This is a genomic window from Ramlibacter sp. AN1133, assembly GCF_037890035.1.
Classification (GTDB): domain Bacteria; phylum Pseudomonadota; class Gammaproteobacteria; order Burkholderiales; family Burkholderiaceae_C; genus Ramlibacter.
Window position 1 is genome coordinate 13,770 of record NZ_JBBKTQ010000030.1, and the last position, 17,113, is coordinate 30,882.

Below are 17,113 nucleotides of genomic sequence, written 5' to 3' on the forward strand. Positions count from 1 at the left end.
ACACTCGGTGGGCGCAACCGGGGTCCAGGGATGTCAACTTCAGTCGTCTTCTGGTATTCCACCCGTGTGCGCGACCAGGTAAACCCGGCTTTCAACCAGGAAGTGGTGATAGGCCTTTGTGGCGGCGTGCAGTTGCTGGCGCAGCGCCTGCGGGTCCAAGCTGTCCATGCGCTCGATTACGCCGCAATGGCCCGCGAGGGCGAGGGCGCCGAGCGCTGCCGCTCCCCCGCGCACACGGTGCGCGACCTGACCGATCTCCTCGAGATCGGCGGCCCGAAGGGCATCCTCAATGGCCGCCAGGGCCGGACCGGTGTGCTGCTCGAACAGTGCGACGCACTTCGAGAACGTCGACTGGTCTCCCTCAAACATGCGCTGGATGACACCCGGATCGAAGAACACCGGGTCAATGCTGCGGGGCGGGATGGCGTGCTTGTTCATCGTGTATTCGGGCACAGGTCGTCTGTCGTGGCGTCATTCCGGCTGAACGAGACGATTGCGCAGCGCGTAGCGCGTCAATCCTGCAATGTCGGAAATGCCAAGGCGATGCATGATCCTGGAGCGATGGCCATCGACGGTGTTCGGGCTCAATCCCAACTCGGACGCGATCTGCTTGGAGCTCAGGCCCTGCGCGACACGACAGAGGATCTGTACCTGCCGGTCGCTGAGTTCATTGGATGCGCTTGGCGTGCGATGCAGCAGCAGGACTTTCGTCAGCCCGTCGCTGACGAACGGTCCGCCTTGCATCACCCTGTGCAGGGCGTCCTGCAGTTCCCGGCTGGGCGCATCCTTCGAGATGTAGCCGTTGGCTCCACTTGCGAATGCGCGATTCACGGCGCCGAGCGAGTGATGCATCGAGAGAATCAGAATGCGCAGATCGGGGTAGCGCGCGCGGACTTGCTCGAGCAAGGCGAGGCCGTCGACATCAGGCGTGTCGAGGTCGAGGAGGACGAGGTCCGGTTGCGCCCGCGAGCCGAGGTAGGCGAGCAGTTCAGCTGCATTGCCGGCCTCGCCGTCCAGGCAGACGCCTGGCATCGTGGCGAGCAGTGCCCGCAGGCCCGCTCGAATCAGCTGGTGGTGCTGCGCGAGCAGCACGCGCATACCGACAGCAGGGTGCCCGATTGACGCCCCCACCTCAAGGACAGCGCAAAGGTGCGCCGCCATACACCCTGGCAGCGCAGATGGCACGCGCGGCAAGCCGCAGCGTCAAGTGGAGTAGGCACAGGGCCCGGTGCACAAGCATGGGGATGTTTCGCCGGCTTACGTGCCGGCATTCGCAAGCCTCAGACCTGAGGCTTCGAGTCTTCCGACGTAATTCGATGGGCGCCAGCGATGGTGAACGACAGAGATCGATTCTCGCCACCTTTCGATCGTGGAACTCATGAATTGATGGCAAGAGGGATATTCCGGATCGGAATGCATTGACGCATCGCGCGTAGGCGCTTCTTGGTCGACTCGTTCGCCAGGGCGGCCTCTCGCCTGCCGGCAAGGTGCTGCTTGGCATCCAAGCGACCGTGACCGAGACTTCAAACAGCTGAAATGGAGCTCGGATGGACCTGCTGTAAGCGCTGCGGAAACCGCGCGTGCAGACGGACCCCGGAAGGACCGTCTACGAGCCGGGCCTCAGCCTGATGGAGGCCATGGCCGTGCTCGGCAAGGGCTCAGGGAACTTGCGGGGCTGAGCAATCGGAGCGTCAGCAGTGGTGTGCCCCGCGTGGCACCAGCTCGCTGGTCGCCGCTGGCGAGCTTCAGCCGAAAGTCCCTCTCCCTTGAATCGGGCACGGAGGTGCAGGAGGTGCGGGCGCTGCTTGAGCGCCTGCGCGGGGGAAACCGCCTCGAGATCCGCGCAGAGTCCGTAATGCCAGAGCCGTTCGGCACGAAAGTGAATGCAGAGCGCCTCGCCGCAACGCGTGAACGAGCGGTGCACGATTTCTGGTGCAGCGCTCGGGGAATGCAGTTTCTGAATGCAGCATATGTCTTCTTCGAACGCTGATCTGTGCCCATCTAGGCGAGGAACCTGCTGCACGCAACAGGCAGGCAATCGCTGATTGCGCTGCGGCGTGTGACACCAGCAGCGCGAGCGCAGGCGCTTCGGGCCCACGGTGTGCGTCGGATCTTGCATGCGCTCCGCGGCGACGCGCCGGGTCTTGCACGCGAGTTGGTCTCCTCACTCGCCGGCCAGCCGGACCGCCACTTCATGGAGTGGCCACTGCACTTTGTCGGGTTGCTTACGGGCTATAGGTGATCGTGATGGTCAGCGATGCCGAATAGGCGCCGGCTGTGAGCGCGCTCTGTCCCGCAGGAATTTTTCCGAACACGGTATGCGTATGCACGCTGTCGCCGACCGGCAGGTTTGCGATGATCACCGCGCCCGTGAAGCCATCGCCCCATACCGAGGTGTAGGTCCCATCCAGGTAGATGTTGAAGGCCATTCCAGGCGCGCTTGCGCTGCGGGCGAGATAGCGTGGAACGATGCTGTTGCCCTGCGTGCTCGGACCCAGGCTCAAGCGATAGCTCCCACCGCCGACGATGGCTGTGCAGACGACGGACACCGTCGCGTTCGTCGTCCGGTCCGTGGATGCAAGCTTGCCCGCGAAATCAAGCGCTTGATACTGTCCAAAGCTGACCGCGGTGGCACTGACGCTGCATGCACCCGCCATCACCCCGGTGCTTAGCAGTGTGAGCAGTGCGACGGCAGCGGCCCGCCTTGACCGATGCATGGGTCTTCCTTTCATTGCGCTGGTCTGTCGCACACGAGTGGCTCCAGCGTGATGGGCTCACCGCCCTCGCTTGGTGGTATGCGCAGGTCGAGCTCGCAGCCGCCACCCGGCCAGCTCACGACCACGCGCTGCTGATCGCTCGTCAAGTCTGTGAGCCATACTTCCCCACGTCGACCCGCCTCGAATTCGACGCCCGAGGCGAGCAGGCGCACGCGGGCTCCGAGCGGCGCGGGTTGCCCGTCGCTGCGGTGGAGCACCAGCAGTGCCTGGCGGGTGCGCCGGACGTCGAAGTGGACCAGTGCCCCACTTCGCGCGTAGGGCACCACCTCCCGTGTTACGGCCTGCACTTCGGCGTCCAGCGGCAGGTCTGCAGCGTCGATCTCGATCACGTTCTTGTTCCAGGGAACAAGCCCTGGCACGAAGGCGAGTCCGCGATCGTCGGTGACTGCGACGACCTGGTTGCTGCGCTTGATGGGAACGCCCGCCACCCCTTGGACTTGGACCACGGCGAAGCTGCCCTGTCCTACCGGCCGGGAAGCGAACGGCAGGCCGGCCATCATGCCCACCGTCCCGCGTGCGCTGGCCCGGGTGCTCACGCGTGCGGCCGCATCCGCCACCACGTCGACGGTCACGTCGCCGTGGTTGGTGTTGTACTGCAGCCCGCCGCGTGCGCGCTGTCGCGGCTCGGTGGACGACTCCGCACGCCAGCCCAGGCCCGGGCCTGCAGGCGGGTTGCGCAGCGCAATCACGCTGGACACTGTGTGTCCGTTCTCCGGGCGCTCCACGCGCGCGCTGGTGTACAGCTCGCCGCCAAGCGGCACGTTCAGGTTGATGCTGCCGCTCCACCCATGCCCGCCGTCGTCCAGGCGACGGCTCGCCGAGAGCGTGAGGGCGGCTGCCTGTCCCAGCGGGATATGCAGGGTCAGTCCCAACGAACTAATGCGTTCGCTGCTCCACTGCACACGGCGAACATAACTCAGCCCGGCGTTCAGGGGCCCCCACAAGCGTCCACCGATGGTGGCCAGGACTTGCTCCCGACTGCGACGGGCCAGTACACCCGCATCTCGCGACTCACCAAGCGGTGCGAAGCCGCGTGTAGCGTACTCGTATTGCAAGGCACCGCCGGCGCGGGCGGTGCTGCGCTCGATTCCGAACTTCACCAGCGCTCCGCGTTCCGGCGTTTCCTGGAAGCGGTCACGAGAAGCCGCCATCGCCATCCGCCCGACGCCCCATGTGCCAATGAGAGTGGCGACTTCAACGCCGGCGGCCTGGCGATCACGCTGCAGCTCCAGCCTGCCTTCGCCGGTCAGCCCAGGCGTGATGCCTCGCCGCAGCGTCGCGGCGCCGAAGGGGGTACCGTACTGGGACTCCGCGCCAAATCCGGTGCGCATCCACCCCCCCTCGAGCGAGAAATCACTCAGGCCCCTTGCGAGCAGGCGTGGGGAAGCGTAGTAGCTCTGTTGAAGCACCGTCTGACGACCCAGCAGATCACGAACGACCAGGTTCATCTCGCCTGCTCCGGTGATCACCGGGACATTCCTGATGTCGAACGGACCTGGCCCCACGGACTGGCTGAACCTGCGCGAGTCGTTGACCAGCAGATCCACCGTCGACGGGAGCGCAGCCTCGCCCCGCAGCGATGGCAACGGCATGGTCACGAAGCCGGGGCGTAGCCCGAAGTCACGGCCCCAACGCAGCCCGCCGTACCGCACAGGGCGGCTCCATCCGCCTGCAACACCTACTGTGTCGCCGAGCACCAGGGTGTGCATGGATTCAGGTGTATCGAATTGCCAGTAGCTGTCCAGCCGCACCAGCCTGGATCGCTCGCCGTCCTTGCTCGCGAGGGCCGATGTGACGGCCGTGCCGAAACGCCCGAAGCCGACCGCCTCTAACGTGGCCGCGGCAGTCGTCGGCGCATTCAAAGGATGCGATAACGTGAAGTCGTAGTTGAGGAGCGCACCGGGTGAGGGTCGAGCGGGCGAAGCCTGCAGCGCCTGAGCGGTGTCCATGCTGGAGACCGCGAAGGCGCTCGCCGGCGCCTCGACGTCGATGGCCATTCGCTGCCTGTCCACGCGGAAGCGCAGACCGGCGATGGCGTCGAGCGCGAAGCCGGGGGTGCCGTCCGACAGGGGCACTGGCTCGCCGGGCTCAACGAGCCTGGCTTGTTGCCAGTCTTCTCTGGCGAGCAGGACGCGACCATCGGATAGCTGCTCGGCGCGGGCGATGTCCGCTTGACGCAGTCCGTTGACGGTCAGGTCGACCAGGAGTTGCTCAGGGTGCGGTGTAGAAGCGGCAGCGGCAGGATTCGACCGATCGCCGGCGACGGAAGAGGGGCCGCGCTGCGGCAAGACCTTCGCGACCGGTCCGGCCTCGCGCGGCAGCGCGGGAGGCTGCGGCGCGGCAGCCGTGGCAGTTGCGGCGTCGCTACCGCTGGCATCGGGCGGCGCCGCTGTGCGCATCGGCTCGGGCTCCAACTCCAGCACCCACGTGCTGCCGGCATGGCGCAACTTTGGGTAGACCGGCTCGCGCACCAGCATCTCCAACCTGTCACTGGTGCCCACGTTGCGCAGCGACATCGACTGCACCGGACCCGCCGCCAAGGAGGGCAGGATCGGCAGCGGCGCGGACAGGTGCAGGGAAGCGCCGGACCAAATGAGCGCCAACGGGTAGGGTCCCGGGCCTGCCGTTCCGCTCCAGGCAAGGACAGGTTCGCTGGCGGAGTAAACGTCGATGCGAAGTTGCACGGGCGCCCCTGCCTCGTGGACCAGCCTGACCGACAGGGGGGTGCACACCGCGGGACAGCTCCAGGACGCCGCGGCCGCGATCGCGGTCAGCACCGCGGGACTCCGGCGCAGACGTTGCGACGATGAGGGAGGGGCCCTGCTCAAAGTTCAAGTGAGGTGCAACGCAGAGCCGGCGGCCAAGGCAAACTCGATGGGATGGCTCGCAATGCAACGCTGACGGTACCCCTCATCCGCCGGCGGGTTCGGCGTGCACGACGTCGCCAGTGGTGGTGCGTACTTCGACCTCGCGCAATGGGCCGGCCACAGTTGCCGGTACCACCCATTCGCGCTCGGAATCGGCCAACAACGCGTCGGCTTCCTTCAGGGTGAGCACGTGTTGCCAGCCGTCGCCGCGGATCGTCATGGACTGAACCTTCACCCGGCGGTTACCGACGTTGGCGATGCGCACGCATACACCCGCGGACCTCGACGACGTGTTCGCGGTCGGACAGGCGCGCCAGCGCAGCGCGTTGACTACCGTGGCCCGAGGAGCGACCATCACCGGAAGGTCATAAGCCATGCGAAAGTTGACGGCGGCGCTGCCGCCCAGGTCCAAAGCCGAGGGTGGGGCGATGTCCTCCAGCACAAGCCGATAGGCCCTCTCGGTTTCCGCTGGCAAGGAGCCTCGCAGCGCAAGCCGCAGCACCTGCTGCTGCCCAGGCTTGAGTTCCGCAATGCGCGGCGTGACGATGAGGTCTTCGCTCGGCTGGATCACGGGTGCGCCGTGGAGATCTTGACGCCATTGCAGCAGTTGCGTCTGCAAGCGCATCGGCTTGATGGCCTTGTCACTGAGCGTGATGCGGACCGTGGCAATCCTTTGCTTTGGTGCGAACTCCACGACAACCGGGCTGATCAGGGCTTGCGCTGCGGCAGCAGCGGCGCCGAGCAGCGCGATCACAAAGGTACAAGCGCGAATCAGCCATGAAGCGCGCTCGCCTCGCACTGCAGTGGGCGACGGAATGCGCTTCATGGCCGCCCTCCCTAGATGCCGTAGGTGCTGGTGATGGTGATGGTGTCGCTGTAAGCCTGCTTCGCCTTGCCGGTCTTCTCAGTTGCAGCGATGGAGCCGGCGATTGCCAGGCTCTTGGTGGAACCATCCGCGGCGAAACCGGTGAACGAGGCGGCCGTGTTGTATGCGATCGCGGCGCCACCCGACTCCGCCAAGGTGTACACAATGTAGGTGGTGGCATCCGCGCCGACCAGGCGGAAGTCCGTCCCGTTCGAGTTGGCGGAGGAGAACTTCAGTTTCGGCGTGGTTGTGCCGCTGGTGCAGATTGCGTCGAGCGTGCCGCCGGCCACGGAAGCGCTCGGTGCACTTGATGCCGCACCGTTCGACAGCATGCTGAGCTGGCCGAAGTCCAGCGTCACGGTGTTGCCCACCGAGCACTCCTCGGCGATCGAGGCCGTCACTCCCATCGTGCCGCTGCCGCTGTCGGTTGCGAAGGCGCCGACGGACAGCAGGGCGGCCGCGCAGGCCGCGGCGAGTTTGCTCAATTTGATCTTCATGCTGGAGTCCCCTAGGAAAAAGTAAAGCAGTCTGGTTCGATGTCTCAGGCGAGCGGCTGTGCAAGCGCCTGAGGCACCGAAGTGGACCATTGCGACCGGGTTGTGGCATAGGTCGATTCTTTAGCCGCGAACACCTTGATTGCGTATCACCGACGTCGCGTTCTAGGCCTGAAAGTTGGCAGGCTGTTCGCCGGCTCGCGACCATCGCATTGTTGCGATACGGGGGAATGAGCGAACCCGCGCGCCCATCGAACGCGACTTAGCGCAGTTGCTCTGGCCAAGCACAAAATCCCGTGACCGCGTCAAGGAAGCTGCCCGGCTGCAGCCGGCGAACCCTCATGCACCCGGGTTCTCAGTTGAAACCGGTGATGAACACAGTGGCTGGAACGTGTCACGGCCGCAGCAGGGAGCCCGCGCAATAGCGGCATGTCAGCGCGGGCGCAGGCAGTTGATCCGGAAACGTCAAGCCTGGGGGCGACGTGCGTCAGGAGTGGCCGCCGCACGGGGCCCTCACAAGGCGATCGGTGGCGGGTGCGCTCCCCGCATGATCGAAGGATCGGCAGCCGGCGCTGCGGGCCGGGCATCGTGAGTTGCACGAAACACGTTGCAGCGCTCGCCTGCCGGCAGGCTGCCGCCGCGTAGTGCGAGCGCACGCCCTGGGCGCTGTCACCGCACCGCGATCGCAGTGTTGCCGCGCACGCGTGTTCCTAATTCTTCGCCATGGGCAGCGTCGGACTGAAGTCGGGGCGCGCCGCAATACTGTCCTGAAAGCGGTCGTCACCCGCCGGCAGCAAGTTGTCCTTGGGGAACCGGTGAGCGGCGCCAATGGCGTCCCGCAGCACGGGTGGGGAGCGGCTTCGCAGTTCAGGTGCGGGCAACTGCGGCCAAAGAGAGCGCTCCGTCGGCTCGAAGCGCCATGACATCCCCATAAGCCACGACGTCGACAGCGGGTCGAGGTGCGCGAGCCTGGCCTTGACGGCTGCCTCCAGCGCCACAACGTAGGACAGGAGACTTGGTTGCCAATCCCGAAACACGAGCTGGATATGCAGTCCTCGACGGCGTCCCACCACGCTCGGTAGCGCTTCTGCAGTGATACAGCCAGCCGCGAGGCCGTGCCTCTTGAGCGTATCGCGTAGCGCCAGCGCGATCAACTCGCGCCTGGTCTGCTCCCGGGTGGCGATCTGCAGGTGTGATAAACCGGCCTCCCTTGCCTCGCTCCTCTTCCTGCCAAAAAGGCGTGTGACTAATCCCATTCGACTCCTCCTCGGTCTGTGGCGGCAGCGCGGCGTTCTGCCATCGGCGCCGCCTGCGGTGCCCGCGTGGCGCCTGATAGCCGTCCCTGGGCGGCCAGCGCCGTGCGCATTCGAGGACATGTGCCCGGGCCTGGTTGCTGTTGGCTGCTCCGGCAGGATTAGACGACGCTCCAATTCTTCCCGATAGGTCAAAGGAGGCGAGTTTCGTAGGTGGTTGGAGTACGTTCAACGTCGGGCGCAATCCAAGCCAATCTTTGCGCGTATTCGAGGTGCATCTCGCTTCCCGTGCCGCACGCCGGCACGCGCCGAACAAGCCAGGCCCGTGCTCCGGCCGTGCGAGTTCAGCAGCTCGCCGGGATGGTCAGTGGGGTCGCAGGCGCGGAACGTCCGCTTTCTGCGGTCCACCCGAAGGCGTTGCCGCCATCTGGTTCATGGGGCATGTGTCGGCGAGTAGCGGTGAGATCAAACGCTGCGTGCCCCAGTGGCGCCATCGCGGCAGCGGCGCTCCGGCCACGGCGCGGATGCTGCTCGTAGAGCGGTCGTGGCCATCTCCTGCATACGAAGGCCCGCGCATGCCGTACGACCTGGGGTCTCGTCGGCAACGTCGTCTTGCAGCGGAGTTGCCGGGTCGGCGATCCGCTGCTTCAGTGCTCGTATCTTGGAGCAAGCCGCCGCTCGGCCGCGCGCGGAGCCCTTGCACCGGCGGTCCATTCGGTCTCTCGTCACCATGCTGCTGCCAATTGCTGCACGGCCGTTGGCGCAATCCTCCAGGCCGCACGTTCGCAGCCGGCGAAGTGCCTAGCGAATACGCAACCGAAGCGCAGCCCGCGCCGGTGCACGCTTTCGCGCGCGCGCTCCGAAGTTATCCTCAGCGTTATCCCCGCGCACGGTGGGTAAGCCGCGCGGCGACGAGCTGAGGTCGCGGCTGAGAACTGATCACGACGGCCATCGAATTCTTTCCTCGCGCTCATCTCTCCTTGACGGAGCCTTGCTCGCGCGCCGTATACGGGAGTGCTGCAAGCTTGCCTACTTCTGGCCGCGAATCCTATGCGTTTGAGGAATGGGAGGGATTGCTCCGGCGGAATGCTCTCGCGGATAGGCCATGGCTGACGGCGTGCGACAAACTGACTGGGCTTCTCCGCCGGCCCAGGTGTTGCGCGAAGACCCACCGGAAACCGGCCATCCGGTGACGGCCGAGCGACTCGCGACATCGTGGGTGCTCATAAGTGCTTTGCTCCGCGCATCTGCCGCCAAGCGCCTTCGCAGGTGCGTGGGCAGCTCGAACGCTGTCCCGGCCGAGGCTGCTCTGAATGAGCCGTACGAATGTCGAACGTGACATTTTGCAGCACCGCGCCGGTTCTGCCAGTGCCTACGCCTTTCAGCTTCCGGCAGCCCGGCTACGTCGGGGCGCAGCTGGCGCAGATCTCGCGGCCGATAGTGCAGACGGTGTTCACCAACTCCTCAAGACACCCGACACCGATACCGACACCGATCTTCCCGGAGGACAGCGGTCGCCATGCCGCAGGTGTCCCTCTGCGCATCTGCGGCTGCGTCGACCGTGCGCGGCCTTGGCTGACACGCCGCCAGGGCGGACCGGCTGCCGCCCCGCTCGGAAGTCACGCGCCCTTGATGGGCTGCGGAGCGCGCAGTCGTCGCACCACGGTGGACTGGCTGATACCGAGTGCGATGGCGGCCGCGCGGGTGCTCTTGTGCTCACGCATCGCCTCTTCGACCAGCCTGCGTTCGAGCTCCTGGACCTTCGGTTTCATTCCTGCAGTGTCCGAACCGCCGGACGCCGGCAGCACGGCCTCGAGGTCCTGAAGCCCGATCAGGTCGCCCGGGCTGGTCACGAGCAGGCGCTCGACCACGTTGCGCAGTTCGCGCACGTTGCCCGGCCAGGATGAGGCGTGCAAGCGACCCAGGAGTCTTTCGGCCAAGCGCTTGCTGAAGCCGTACTGTCGATTGAATTCGTCCACGAACTGCCTCACCAGCGGCAGGATGTCCTCGCGGCGTTCGGCAAGCGGAGGAATCCGGATCGGCACCACGTTCAGCCGGTAGAAGAGGTCGCTTCGGAACTTGCGCTCCGCGACCATCGATGCAAGGTCCCGGTTCGTCGCCGCCACCACCCGCACATCCACGGACACGGATTTGGTGCCACCCAGGCGCACCAGCTGGCGGTCCTGCAGCACTGTCAGCAGCTTCACCTGCAAGTCCAGCGGCAGCTCACCGATCTCGTCCAGAAACAGCGTGCCACCGGAGGCGAGTTCGACGAGGCCATGCTTGCCTTGGCGCTGTGCCCCGGTGAAGGCGCCCGGCTCGTATCCGAACAGCTCGCTTTCCAGCAGGTCGCGGGGAAGCGCCCCGCAATTGATCTTGATGAAGGGGCCCTCAGCCCGCGCACTCTCCTTGTGGATCAGGCGGGTGAGGACTTCCTTGCCCGTGCCGGATTCGCCGGTGACCAGCACGGTGGAGTCCACCTTGGCCACGCGCAGCGCGAGTTCGGCGATGCGGCGCATCGCCGGGCTTTGCAGGACGACGCCCTCAAGACTGAGCAACTGCGTTCGCAGCTCCTCGCGCTCGCCATCGGCGCGGCGCAGGTTCTCGCGCGCAATCGCCAAGTCCTGCTGCAGGTGGACCAGCTCCGTCATGTCCCGCGAGTTGATGACCACGCGTCGTACTTGTCCGCCCTGATCGAACAGCGGGATGCCCGTCACCAGGATGGTCTTGCCTTCGTGTGTGAGCTGGGTGGCCGACATGCGTTGCCTCGTCTCTGCCACCTTGCCGGCGATCACGGGCCGGATCCAGCCCTTCTTCTCGAATTCCGACACGTGCCGACCGACCAGATCGGCAGCCTTGAGGCCGTAGTTGCGCTCACAACCCTCGTTGACCATCAAGGTCATGCCGTTGCCGTCAGCGACGAAGATGCCGTCGAAGGAGGTGCGGAAGATCTCCTGCAAGTCGCGACAGGTTTGCCGCAGGTGCTCGAGTTCGGCGCTGGGGTGATCGTCCATACGGACTCCGCGGGATGAGGAGCGCAGTATAGGCAGCGCCGAGTCACCCGTGAATCGGCGGCCTTCTCAGGCGGGGCAATGAGCTCCAGTTTCAGAGGGAGAGCCGGAACGGCGGGAGCTGATTCATGCGTGGTTCACTGATTCACTTCGGAATCAGTCGACGGGAATGGGCGGCAAAAGGATCTCGGTGTTGACCTCATCAAGGCGGTTTGCACGTCCCGAAGGGGAGCACGGAGGGCAATCGACTCCCATCGCGGGCCGCATGTACGGGGAAAACCCTCGCAAAACCAGGCACGCATGTTGCGCCGCTGCTCGCATCACCATAAGGAGACATCGTGAATGCGCGCACCGGATTACCTTACCCACTGGATTTCGAACTGGCCGCCAACGACGACCCAGCGCAGGGCTTCTGGGACGAGGCCACGCGCACGCGGGCCTTTGGTGAGCTGATCGCCCTCAAGGTCCGCACCGTCGGACCCTTGCTGGCCACGAGTTTCCTGTTCATTCTGGGCATGTCGCTGCTGGCCGGCTACGCCAAACCGCTCATGGCGGTGAAAGTTGTCGGTGCGACCAACGTGGGCTATCTGCTCGTCTTTCTCACCTATGTCTTGTGCTGGATCGTGTCGCTCGCCTACGTGCGTGCGGCGAACATTCAGTTCGACGCCCAGGCGCGCGCCGCCGCCAATGTCGTCCGCCGGGGAGTGCGCCCGTGAAGACGCTGACGCTGCTGATCTTCGCCCTCATCCTGGCGCTTACGCTCCTGATCACCTGGTGGGCAGCCAAGCGCACCAGCACCACCAGTGACTTCTACGCCGCAGGCGGTGCGCTGACTGCAAAGCAGAACGGCTTCGCCTTGGCGGGCGACTGGATGAGTGCCGCGGCTTTTCTGGGCTTCTCCGGGCTTGTCTCCCTCTACGGCATGGACGGCTCGCTCTACGCCGTTGCCGCATTGGCAGGGTTCCTCGTGATCCTGATGGTCGTTGCAGAGCCGATGCGCAACACGGGCCGGTTCACGCTCGGGGATGTGATCGCCTACCGCATGCAGACACCGCAGGCGCGGCTGGCGGCGATGGTAGGCACCATGGTGGTCAACATCGCCTACATGGTTCCGCAGATGGCCGGAGCCGGGGCGCTGATGAAACTGATGCTCGGAGTGAGCTATCCCACGGCCATTTTCATCGTCGGCCTCGGCATGCTGGTGTATGTGCTGTTCGGCGGCATGGTGGCCACCACCTGGGTGCAGATCATCAAGGCGATCCTGCTGCTGACGACCGCCGCGGTCCTGGTCGCAGTGCTGCTCGTGCGCCTCGACTTCGAGCCCTTGCGCCTGTTCTCCACAGTGGAGTCCACCTACGGCAGTCGGATGCTGCAGGCGGGCGGCTATTTGAAGCACCCGCTGGATCCCTTGTCGCTGATGCTGTCGTTCATGTTGGGGGTCGCCGGCCTGCCCCACATCATGACGCGCTTCTTCACGGTTCCGGATGCCACCACCGCGCGCAATTCGGTGGTCTGGCTGATGTTCCTGGCGGGCAGCTTCTTCCTGGTGACCACCTTCATTGGGTTCGGAGCCGCCACACTCGTCGGCCAGGACGCGATCCGTGCCGCCGACCGCGGAGGCAACCTCGCATTGCCGCTTCTGGCCCAGTACCTGGGGGGCGGCGCGGGAACCCTGGGCGGCGAAATCTTCCTTGCAGTGGTCTGCGCGGTGGCGTTCGCCACCATCCTGGCCGTGGTGGCGGGCTTGACGCTGGCAACGTCTGGGGCGGTGGCGCATGACCTCTATGTCAACGTGATCAAGCGAGGCAATGTTTCCGAGCGGCAGCAGGTGCGCGTCGCCAAGATGGCCACGTTGCTGGTCAGCGCGCTGGCCATTGGCCTCGGGCTGTTTGCTCAGGGATTCAACGTCGGTGTGCTGGTGATCCTCGCCATCGCGGTCGCCGCGTCGGCGAACTTTCCGATCATCCTGCTGTCGTTGTTCTGGCGCCGCTTCAACACGGCCGGCGTCATCGGCGGTGTTGCCGCAGGCCTGGCCTCCTCCATCGGGCTGGCTCTCGCCGGGCCGGCTTTCATGGGTTCCCACGCGCTGTTCCCGCTCCTCAATCCGACCCTGGTAAGCATGCCCATCGGGCTCTTGGGCGCGGTGCTGTGCACCTTCCTCGGTGGACGCGACCGCAAGGTGGAGGCGCGCTTCGGCGAGGTGTTCTTCCGCGCGCAGACCGGTTACGGCGCTGGCCCCTCGCCCTGAGCAGGATCCGACAACCATGCACTGCAACTGCTTATCCCGCCCTGCAGATTCCACTCCTGAAGAAAGAGATCCCATGAACAAAGTTGAAGCCCTCGTTTTCGACCTGTACGGCACGCTGTGCGACGTGCACTCCGTGGCTGCGGCCTGCGACACCCGCTTTCCCGGGCGCGGTCGCGAGATCAGCGTCATGTGGCGGCAAAAGCAGCTGGAGTACACGTGGATGCGCAGCCTGATGGGGTGCTACGAGAACTTCGAGAAGGCCACCTACGACGCCTTGGCGTTCGCCTGCCGCCAGCTCGGCCTGGAACTTGCCGGGCCGCTCCAGCAGGAGCTGTGCGATGCGTACCTGCACCTTGCCGCCTTTCCGGAGGTTCCCAGCGCATTGAAGGAACTGCAGGCGAGGGATCTGAAGCTTGCGGTGCTCTCGAACGGCTCGGCGCGGTCCATCGACGCTGTGGTCACCCATGCAGGGATCGCGCCGTATTTCGACGAGCTTATCAGCGTGGACGAGGTGGGCATATTCAAGCCGCACCACCGGGTCTATGAGCTTGCCGAGCGACGGCTCGGCGTCGCGCGCAGCGCCATCTTGTTCGTCTCCTCCAACAGCTGGGACGCCACAGGAGCCGCCTATTACGGCTATTCGACCTGCTGGGTGAACCGGGCCCGTGGCTGCTTCGACGAGTTGGGTCGTTCTCCGGACCTGGAGGTCCCGCACCTGGGCCGAATCGCGCCGGCGCTGCACGCCGCGGTCCATCCAGCCTGAACAAGCCGGCATGAGCGTCATGGGGCTCGTCCTTGGCGCGTACCCGGCGCTCAGCGGCGTTTTGCCCTGGCTGCTCATGCCGGCGCGTGTCCTCTGGTCCGCATTGCTCCTTGCTGGCATCCCGGGCTTGCTCCTTGCGGCCACCGGATCGGCCGCGTCGAAGCAAGCCGCGCCAGGCGCGCGGCTGTCCGGGCGCGGGCGCGTGATTGCGCTAGGTTTGATCGGCAGCGCCTTGACCTGCACGGCAGGGACCGTCACGACAGCGTTGCTCGAAGGCGTCTCGGGCCTCGCATGGCGGGCGGTCCTGTCCCGACTGCTGGTCTCCTACTGCGCTGCCGCAGCGGTGGTCGTGTTCCTGTTTCCGTGGCTCATGCCCCGATTGATGGCGCGGCTGGAGAGCAGGGCGACGGTACCGGCGGGCGACTGGTGCCAGCCACGCGCACGCCGGTGTCCGGTGGCGCACCGCAGCGCCGCGCGCCGTGATCGACCGTGAATCTTGGACGGGGTCCCGGGCACGTGGTTAGCGGCGCTCCGCTGGCGCCCCATCCTCAGGCCCGAATGCCGCAATGCGCCGCACCGGAATGCATGCCTGCACGATGCGCATCGCGGTCGTGCGCCCGAGAAATGCCAGGTGCGAGCGCGAGTCGCGCATCCCCGTGCGCCGCCTGAGAGACTGTCGCGATCGCTCCTTCGAGGCCGAGCCGATATCAGGAACCGCTGTGCCTTCTTCCCGGGCCGCCAGAGGAGCCTGCCGTGCGGCTCACACGTGGCGGCGTTGGCAAAGAAGTTGGCCATGCGCCTGCAGGCGCTGCGGACCACCGACAACCTTTGGGCGGCCAGGCTGCCTCTGTCCTTCGCTGTGCCAGGCGGCTTCAGCTTTGAACTGGCCGCGCCGAACGCGAAGCTTCTAAGCGGGCTAGAAAAGTGAGGACAATCCTTCGGCCATTTCCTGCTCCGTGGTCTAAGCGAATAAGGAGCGGGCGTGGAGGGCATTCGCAGTGGCGGGCAGCACGCGTTCTTTCAGCGTGGTCGCCCGTGCTTCACAGGGCGTCAAGCGCCTCCGCAGCGCTGTCGTCGGCCAGCTATCCGCCCTGGGCCGCCGTGCGCCGCTGCCGCAACTCAGCAAGGAAGGTCTCGGTCGGGACGTAAAGCGGGTTCGGCTCGACCTTACCCTCCACCACGATCATCGGATGCGCGCGCAACACATCCAGCATGACGGCAGGCTGGTGGCGGCCCGCCTGGTAAGTGCAGATCACGAAGACGTTGTGGGCCGAGATGACGGGGTTGATCCGGGCTTCAAACTCGATGAAGTCGTCCGCGCCGGTTGACTCGCGTAAGGCCCACTCCATGTTGGCCCACACGCTGCCGCTGGTGACAAGTTCGCGGAACAGGGCCAGCATGTCGTTCATGTTGAACGCGCCGCCATGGACGGTGGTTTCCTCCCAGGGGCGCATCTCCTGCGCGCCGGCGACGCCATCCGAAGTCGCCCCAGCCTGCAGCAGAAGGTTCGCGCGCTCGCTTGCCTGCTCCGGATTGTGCAGATGGAAGCACCGGCTGTTGCAGCGCACGCACTCGTTCGCGAAGGGCAAGAGCGTCCGATATTCCTCATCGTAGGATTCGAAGAATGCGCATGCGTGGCGAGAGCGCGCGCTCGGCTCGCCGAGTGCCTCGGGCGAAGGCGACTGGGAATTCATGGCAGCCTGCAGTGGGTTGCGGGAAATCCTACAACCACCCTAGGCGCATCGCCAGCAAAGGAAATCCCGGGGTTGCGTCCTGCTGACCGTAAGGTCATGCGGCTGCGCCGCTACCCGACGGGCTCGGACATCGCATTGGGCTGGGGCGGACCCGCACTGTGGAGCCAGGCGCGCGCCGCGTGGGAGAGGTAGCGGCTACGCAGCCATGCGAACCCCAGCCGCCAGGGAATACGGATGTCCGCAAGCGGCACTGCAACCGTGGCGCGATGCTGCCGGCTGGCCGCGAAACGGCTGGGGACGAAAGACGCGCCCGCCCCGGACTTGACCAGTTCGTACAGCAACTCGAGATGGCTGCTGCGCGCGGCCACATGGGGGCTGACGCCCGCCGCCTCAAAGGCCTTCGCGATGGCGCGGCTGGCCGGAACATCTTCGTCGTACAGGAACAAGGGCAAGCCCTGGAGGGCGCGCAGATCGACCGTCGGCGTGGTGGCCAGAGGGTTGGACGCGGGAAGCAGCACCATGAGGTGGTCTTCGATGTACAACTGGTATTCCAGTCGTTCATCCTCGGACTCGAACAGCGCGGCAATTTCGATATCGAGGTCCAGCAGCTGTTCGTGCAGGTCAAGGACCGAAGCCACTTCCACCTTGAGGTCGACCATGGGATGGCGCAGCTTGAAGGATGCCAGCGCATCCGCCAGCAGCGTGCTGGTTCCCAGCGGCGCCAAGCCCAGGGTCAGAAGGCCGCGGCGCAGCCCCTTCAACTCGTCCAATTCAGCCTTGAGCCGATCGGAGGCGGCCAGCAGTTCCGCGGCCTTGGCGAACACGACTCTTCCCTCGTCGGTAAGGTCCGTGCGCACGCTGCTTCGCTGCAGCAGCACGACGCCCAACTCCTCTTCCAGCTGCTTGACCGCCTTGCTCACGGTAGACTGGGTCGCGAACAATTTCTTCGCGGCCGCGGAAAAACCGCCCTGTTGGACGACCTCGACGAAGAACCGCAGGCGTCGCAGATCCAGGTCTATTCCCATGGGGTTCGAACGCAAAAAGGCCGATGGCGCACTGCGCCAATCATGCGGTGGATTGCACGCAGCTGCAAGCAGCGGTCGGTCCTCCCCGGTCAGACCGCTTCACGCCGGCTCGCATT

The 17,113-nt window shown here is 65.6% G+C and carries 16 protein-coding genes; 6 read left to right on the forward strand and 10 right to left on the reverse strand.

What is annotated here, in order from left to right:
* Window positions 1-39: 39 nt before the first annotated feature.
* A complete protein-coding gene (locus tag WG923_RS26585) occupies window positions 40-438 on the reverse strand; it encodes an Hpt domain-containing protein (RefSeq protein WP_340354042.1) in 399 nt (132 codons plus the stop codon).
* 33 nt (window positions 439-471) lie between these two features.
* Window positions 472-1,098 (reverse strand): response regulator transcription factor, encoded by a 627-nt coding sequence (locus WG923_RS26590; RefSeq protein ID WP_340354043.1) that lies wholly within the window; start codon window positions 1,096-1,098, stop codon window positions 472-474.
* 613 nt (window positions 1,099-1,711) lie between these two features.
* Between WG923_RS26590 and WG923_RS26595 the strand changes: the two genes are divergently transcribed.
* Entirely contained in the window at window positions 1,712-1,990 is a 279-nt protein-coding gene (locus tag WG923_RS26595; protein WP_340354044.1) for a hypothetical protein, read from the forward strand.
* A gap of 235 nt (window positions 1,991-2,225) precedes the next feature.
* On the opposite strand, the gene WG923_RS26600 is transcribed toward WG923_RS26595, so the two are convergent.
* From WG923_RS26600 to WG923_RS26625, 6 genes are all read right to left on the reverse strand, one after another.
* Window positions 2,226-2,732, reverse strand: coding sequence for a Csu type fimbrial protein (locus WG923_RS26600; RefSeq protein WP_340354045.1), 507 nt, complete (start codon window positions 2,730-2,732; stop codon window positions 2,226-2,228).
* A complete protein-coding gene (locus WG923_RS26605) occupies window positions 2,729-5,461 on the reverse strand; it encodes a fimbria/pilus outer membrane usher protein (RefSeq protein WP_340354046.1) in 2,733 nt (910 codons plus the stop codon). Before WG923_RS26605 ends, WG923_RS26600 begins: the two co-directional genes overlap by 4 nt.
* Before the next feature lie 226 nt (window positions 5,462-5,687).
* Complete coding sequence (locus tag WG923_RS26610) at window positions 5,688-6,470, reverse strand: fimbrial biogenesis chaperone (RefSeq protein WP_340354047.1); 783 nt, start codon at window positions 6,468-6,470, stop codon at window positions 5,688-5,690.
* Window positions 6,471-6,481: 11 nt separating this feature from the next.
* Window positions 6,482-6,994, reverse strand: a complete 513-nt coding sequence (locus WG923_RS26615; protein ID WP_340354048.1) for a spore coat protein U domain-containing protein — start codon at window positions 6,992-6,994, stop codon at window positions 6,482-6,484.
* 719 nt (window positions 6,995-7,713) lie between these two features.
* Window positions 7,714-8,259: a hypothetical protein gene (locus tag WG923_RS26620; RefSeq protein WP_340354049.1), complete on the reverse strand. Its 546-nt coding sequence runs from the start codon at window positions 8,257-8,259 to the stop codon at window positions 7,714-7,716.
* Window positions 8,260-9,875: 1,616 nt separating this feature from the next.
* Complete coding sequence (locus tag WG923_RS26625) at window positions 9,876-11,270, reverse strand: sigma-54 interaction domain-containing protein (RefSeq protein ID WP_340354050.1); 1,395 nt, start codon at window positions 11,268-11,270, stop codon at window positions 9,876-9,878.
* A 335-nt stretch (window positions 11,271-11,605) separates the two neighbouring features.
* Between WG923_RS26625 and WG923_RS26630 the strand changes: the two genes are divergently transcribed.
* The 5 genes from WG923_RS26630 (at window position 11,606) to WG923_RS26650 (ending at window position 15,206) form a co-directional block, all read left to right on the forward strand.
* Window positions 11,606-11,983, forward strand: coding sequence for a DUF485 domain-containing protein (locus WG923_RS26630; protein WP_340354051.1), 378 nt, complete (start codon window positions 11,606-11,608; stop codon window positions 11,981-11,983).
* Window positions 11,980-13,515 carry a solute symporter family protein gene (locus WG923_RS26635; RefSeq protein WP_340354052.1) on the forward strand — a complete coding sequence of 512 codons (1,536 nt, stop codon included), beginning with the start codon at window positions 11,980-11,982 and terminating at the stop codon, window positions 13,513-13,515. The genes WG923_RS26630 and WG923_RS26635 overlap by 4 nt, the downstream gene beginning before the upstream one ends.
* A 73-nt stretch (window positions 13,516-13,588) precedes the next feature.
* Complete coding sequence (locus WG923_RS26640) at window positions 13,589-14,278, forward strand: haloacid dehalogenase type II (protein WP_340354053.1); 690 nt, start codon at window positions 13,589-13,591, stop codon at window positions 14,276-14,278.
* Window positions 14,279-14,288: 10 nt separating this feature from the next.
* Window positions 14,289-14,771, forward strand: coding sequence for a hypothetical protein (locus WG923_RS26645; protein WP_340354054.1), 483 nt, complete (start codon window positions 14,289-14,291; stop codon window positions 14,769-14,771).
* Between the two features lie 300 nt (window positions 14,772-15,071).
* On the forward strand, window positions 15,072-15,206 hold the full coding sequence (locus WG923_RS26650) for a hypothetical protein (RefSeq protein WP_340354055.1): 135 nt from the start codon (window positions 15,072-15,074) through the stop codon (window positions 15,204-15,206).
* A gap of 154 nt (window positions 15,207-15,360) precedes the next feature.
* Here the strand turns inward: WG923_RS26650 and WG923_RS26655 are convergent, their stop codons facing one another.
* Both WG923_RS26655 and WG923_RS26660 read right to left on the reverse strand, forming a co-directional pair.
* Entirely contained in the window at window positions 15,361-15,972 is a 612-nt protein-coding gene (locus tag WG923_RS26655) for an MEDS domain-containing protein (RefSeq protein ID WP_340354056.1), read from the reverse strand.
* A 110-nt stretch (window positions 15,973-16,082) separates the two neighbouring features.
* Entirely contained in the window at window positions 16,083-16,997 is a 915-nt protein-coding gene (locus WG923_RS26660; protein WP_340354057.1) for a LysR family transcriptional regulator, read from the reverse strand.
* Window positions 16,998-17,113 lie beyond the last annotated feature (116 nt).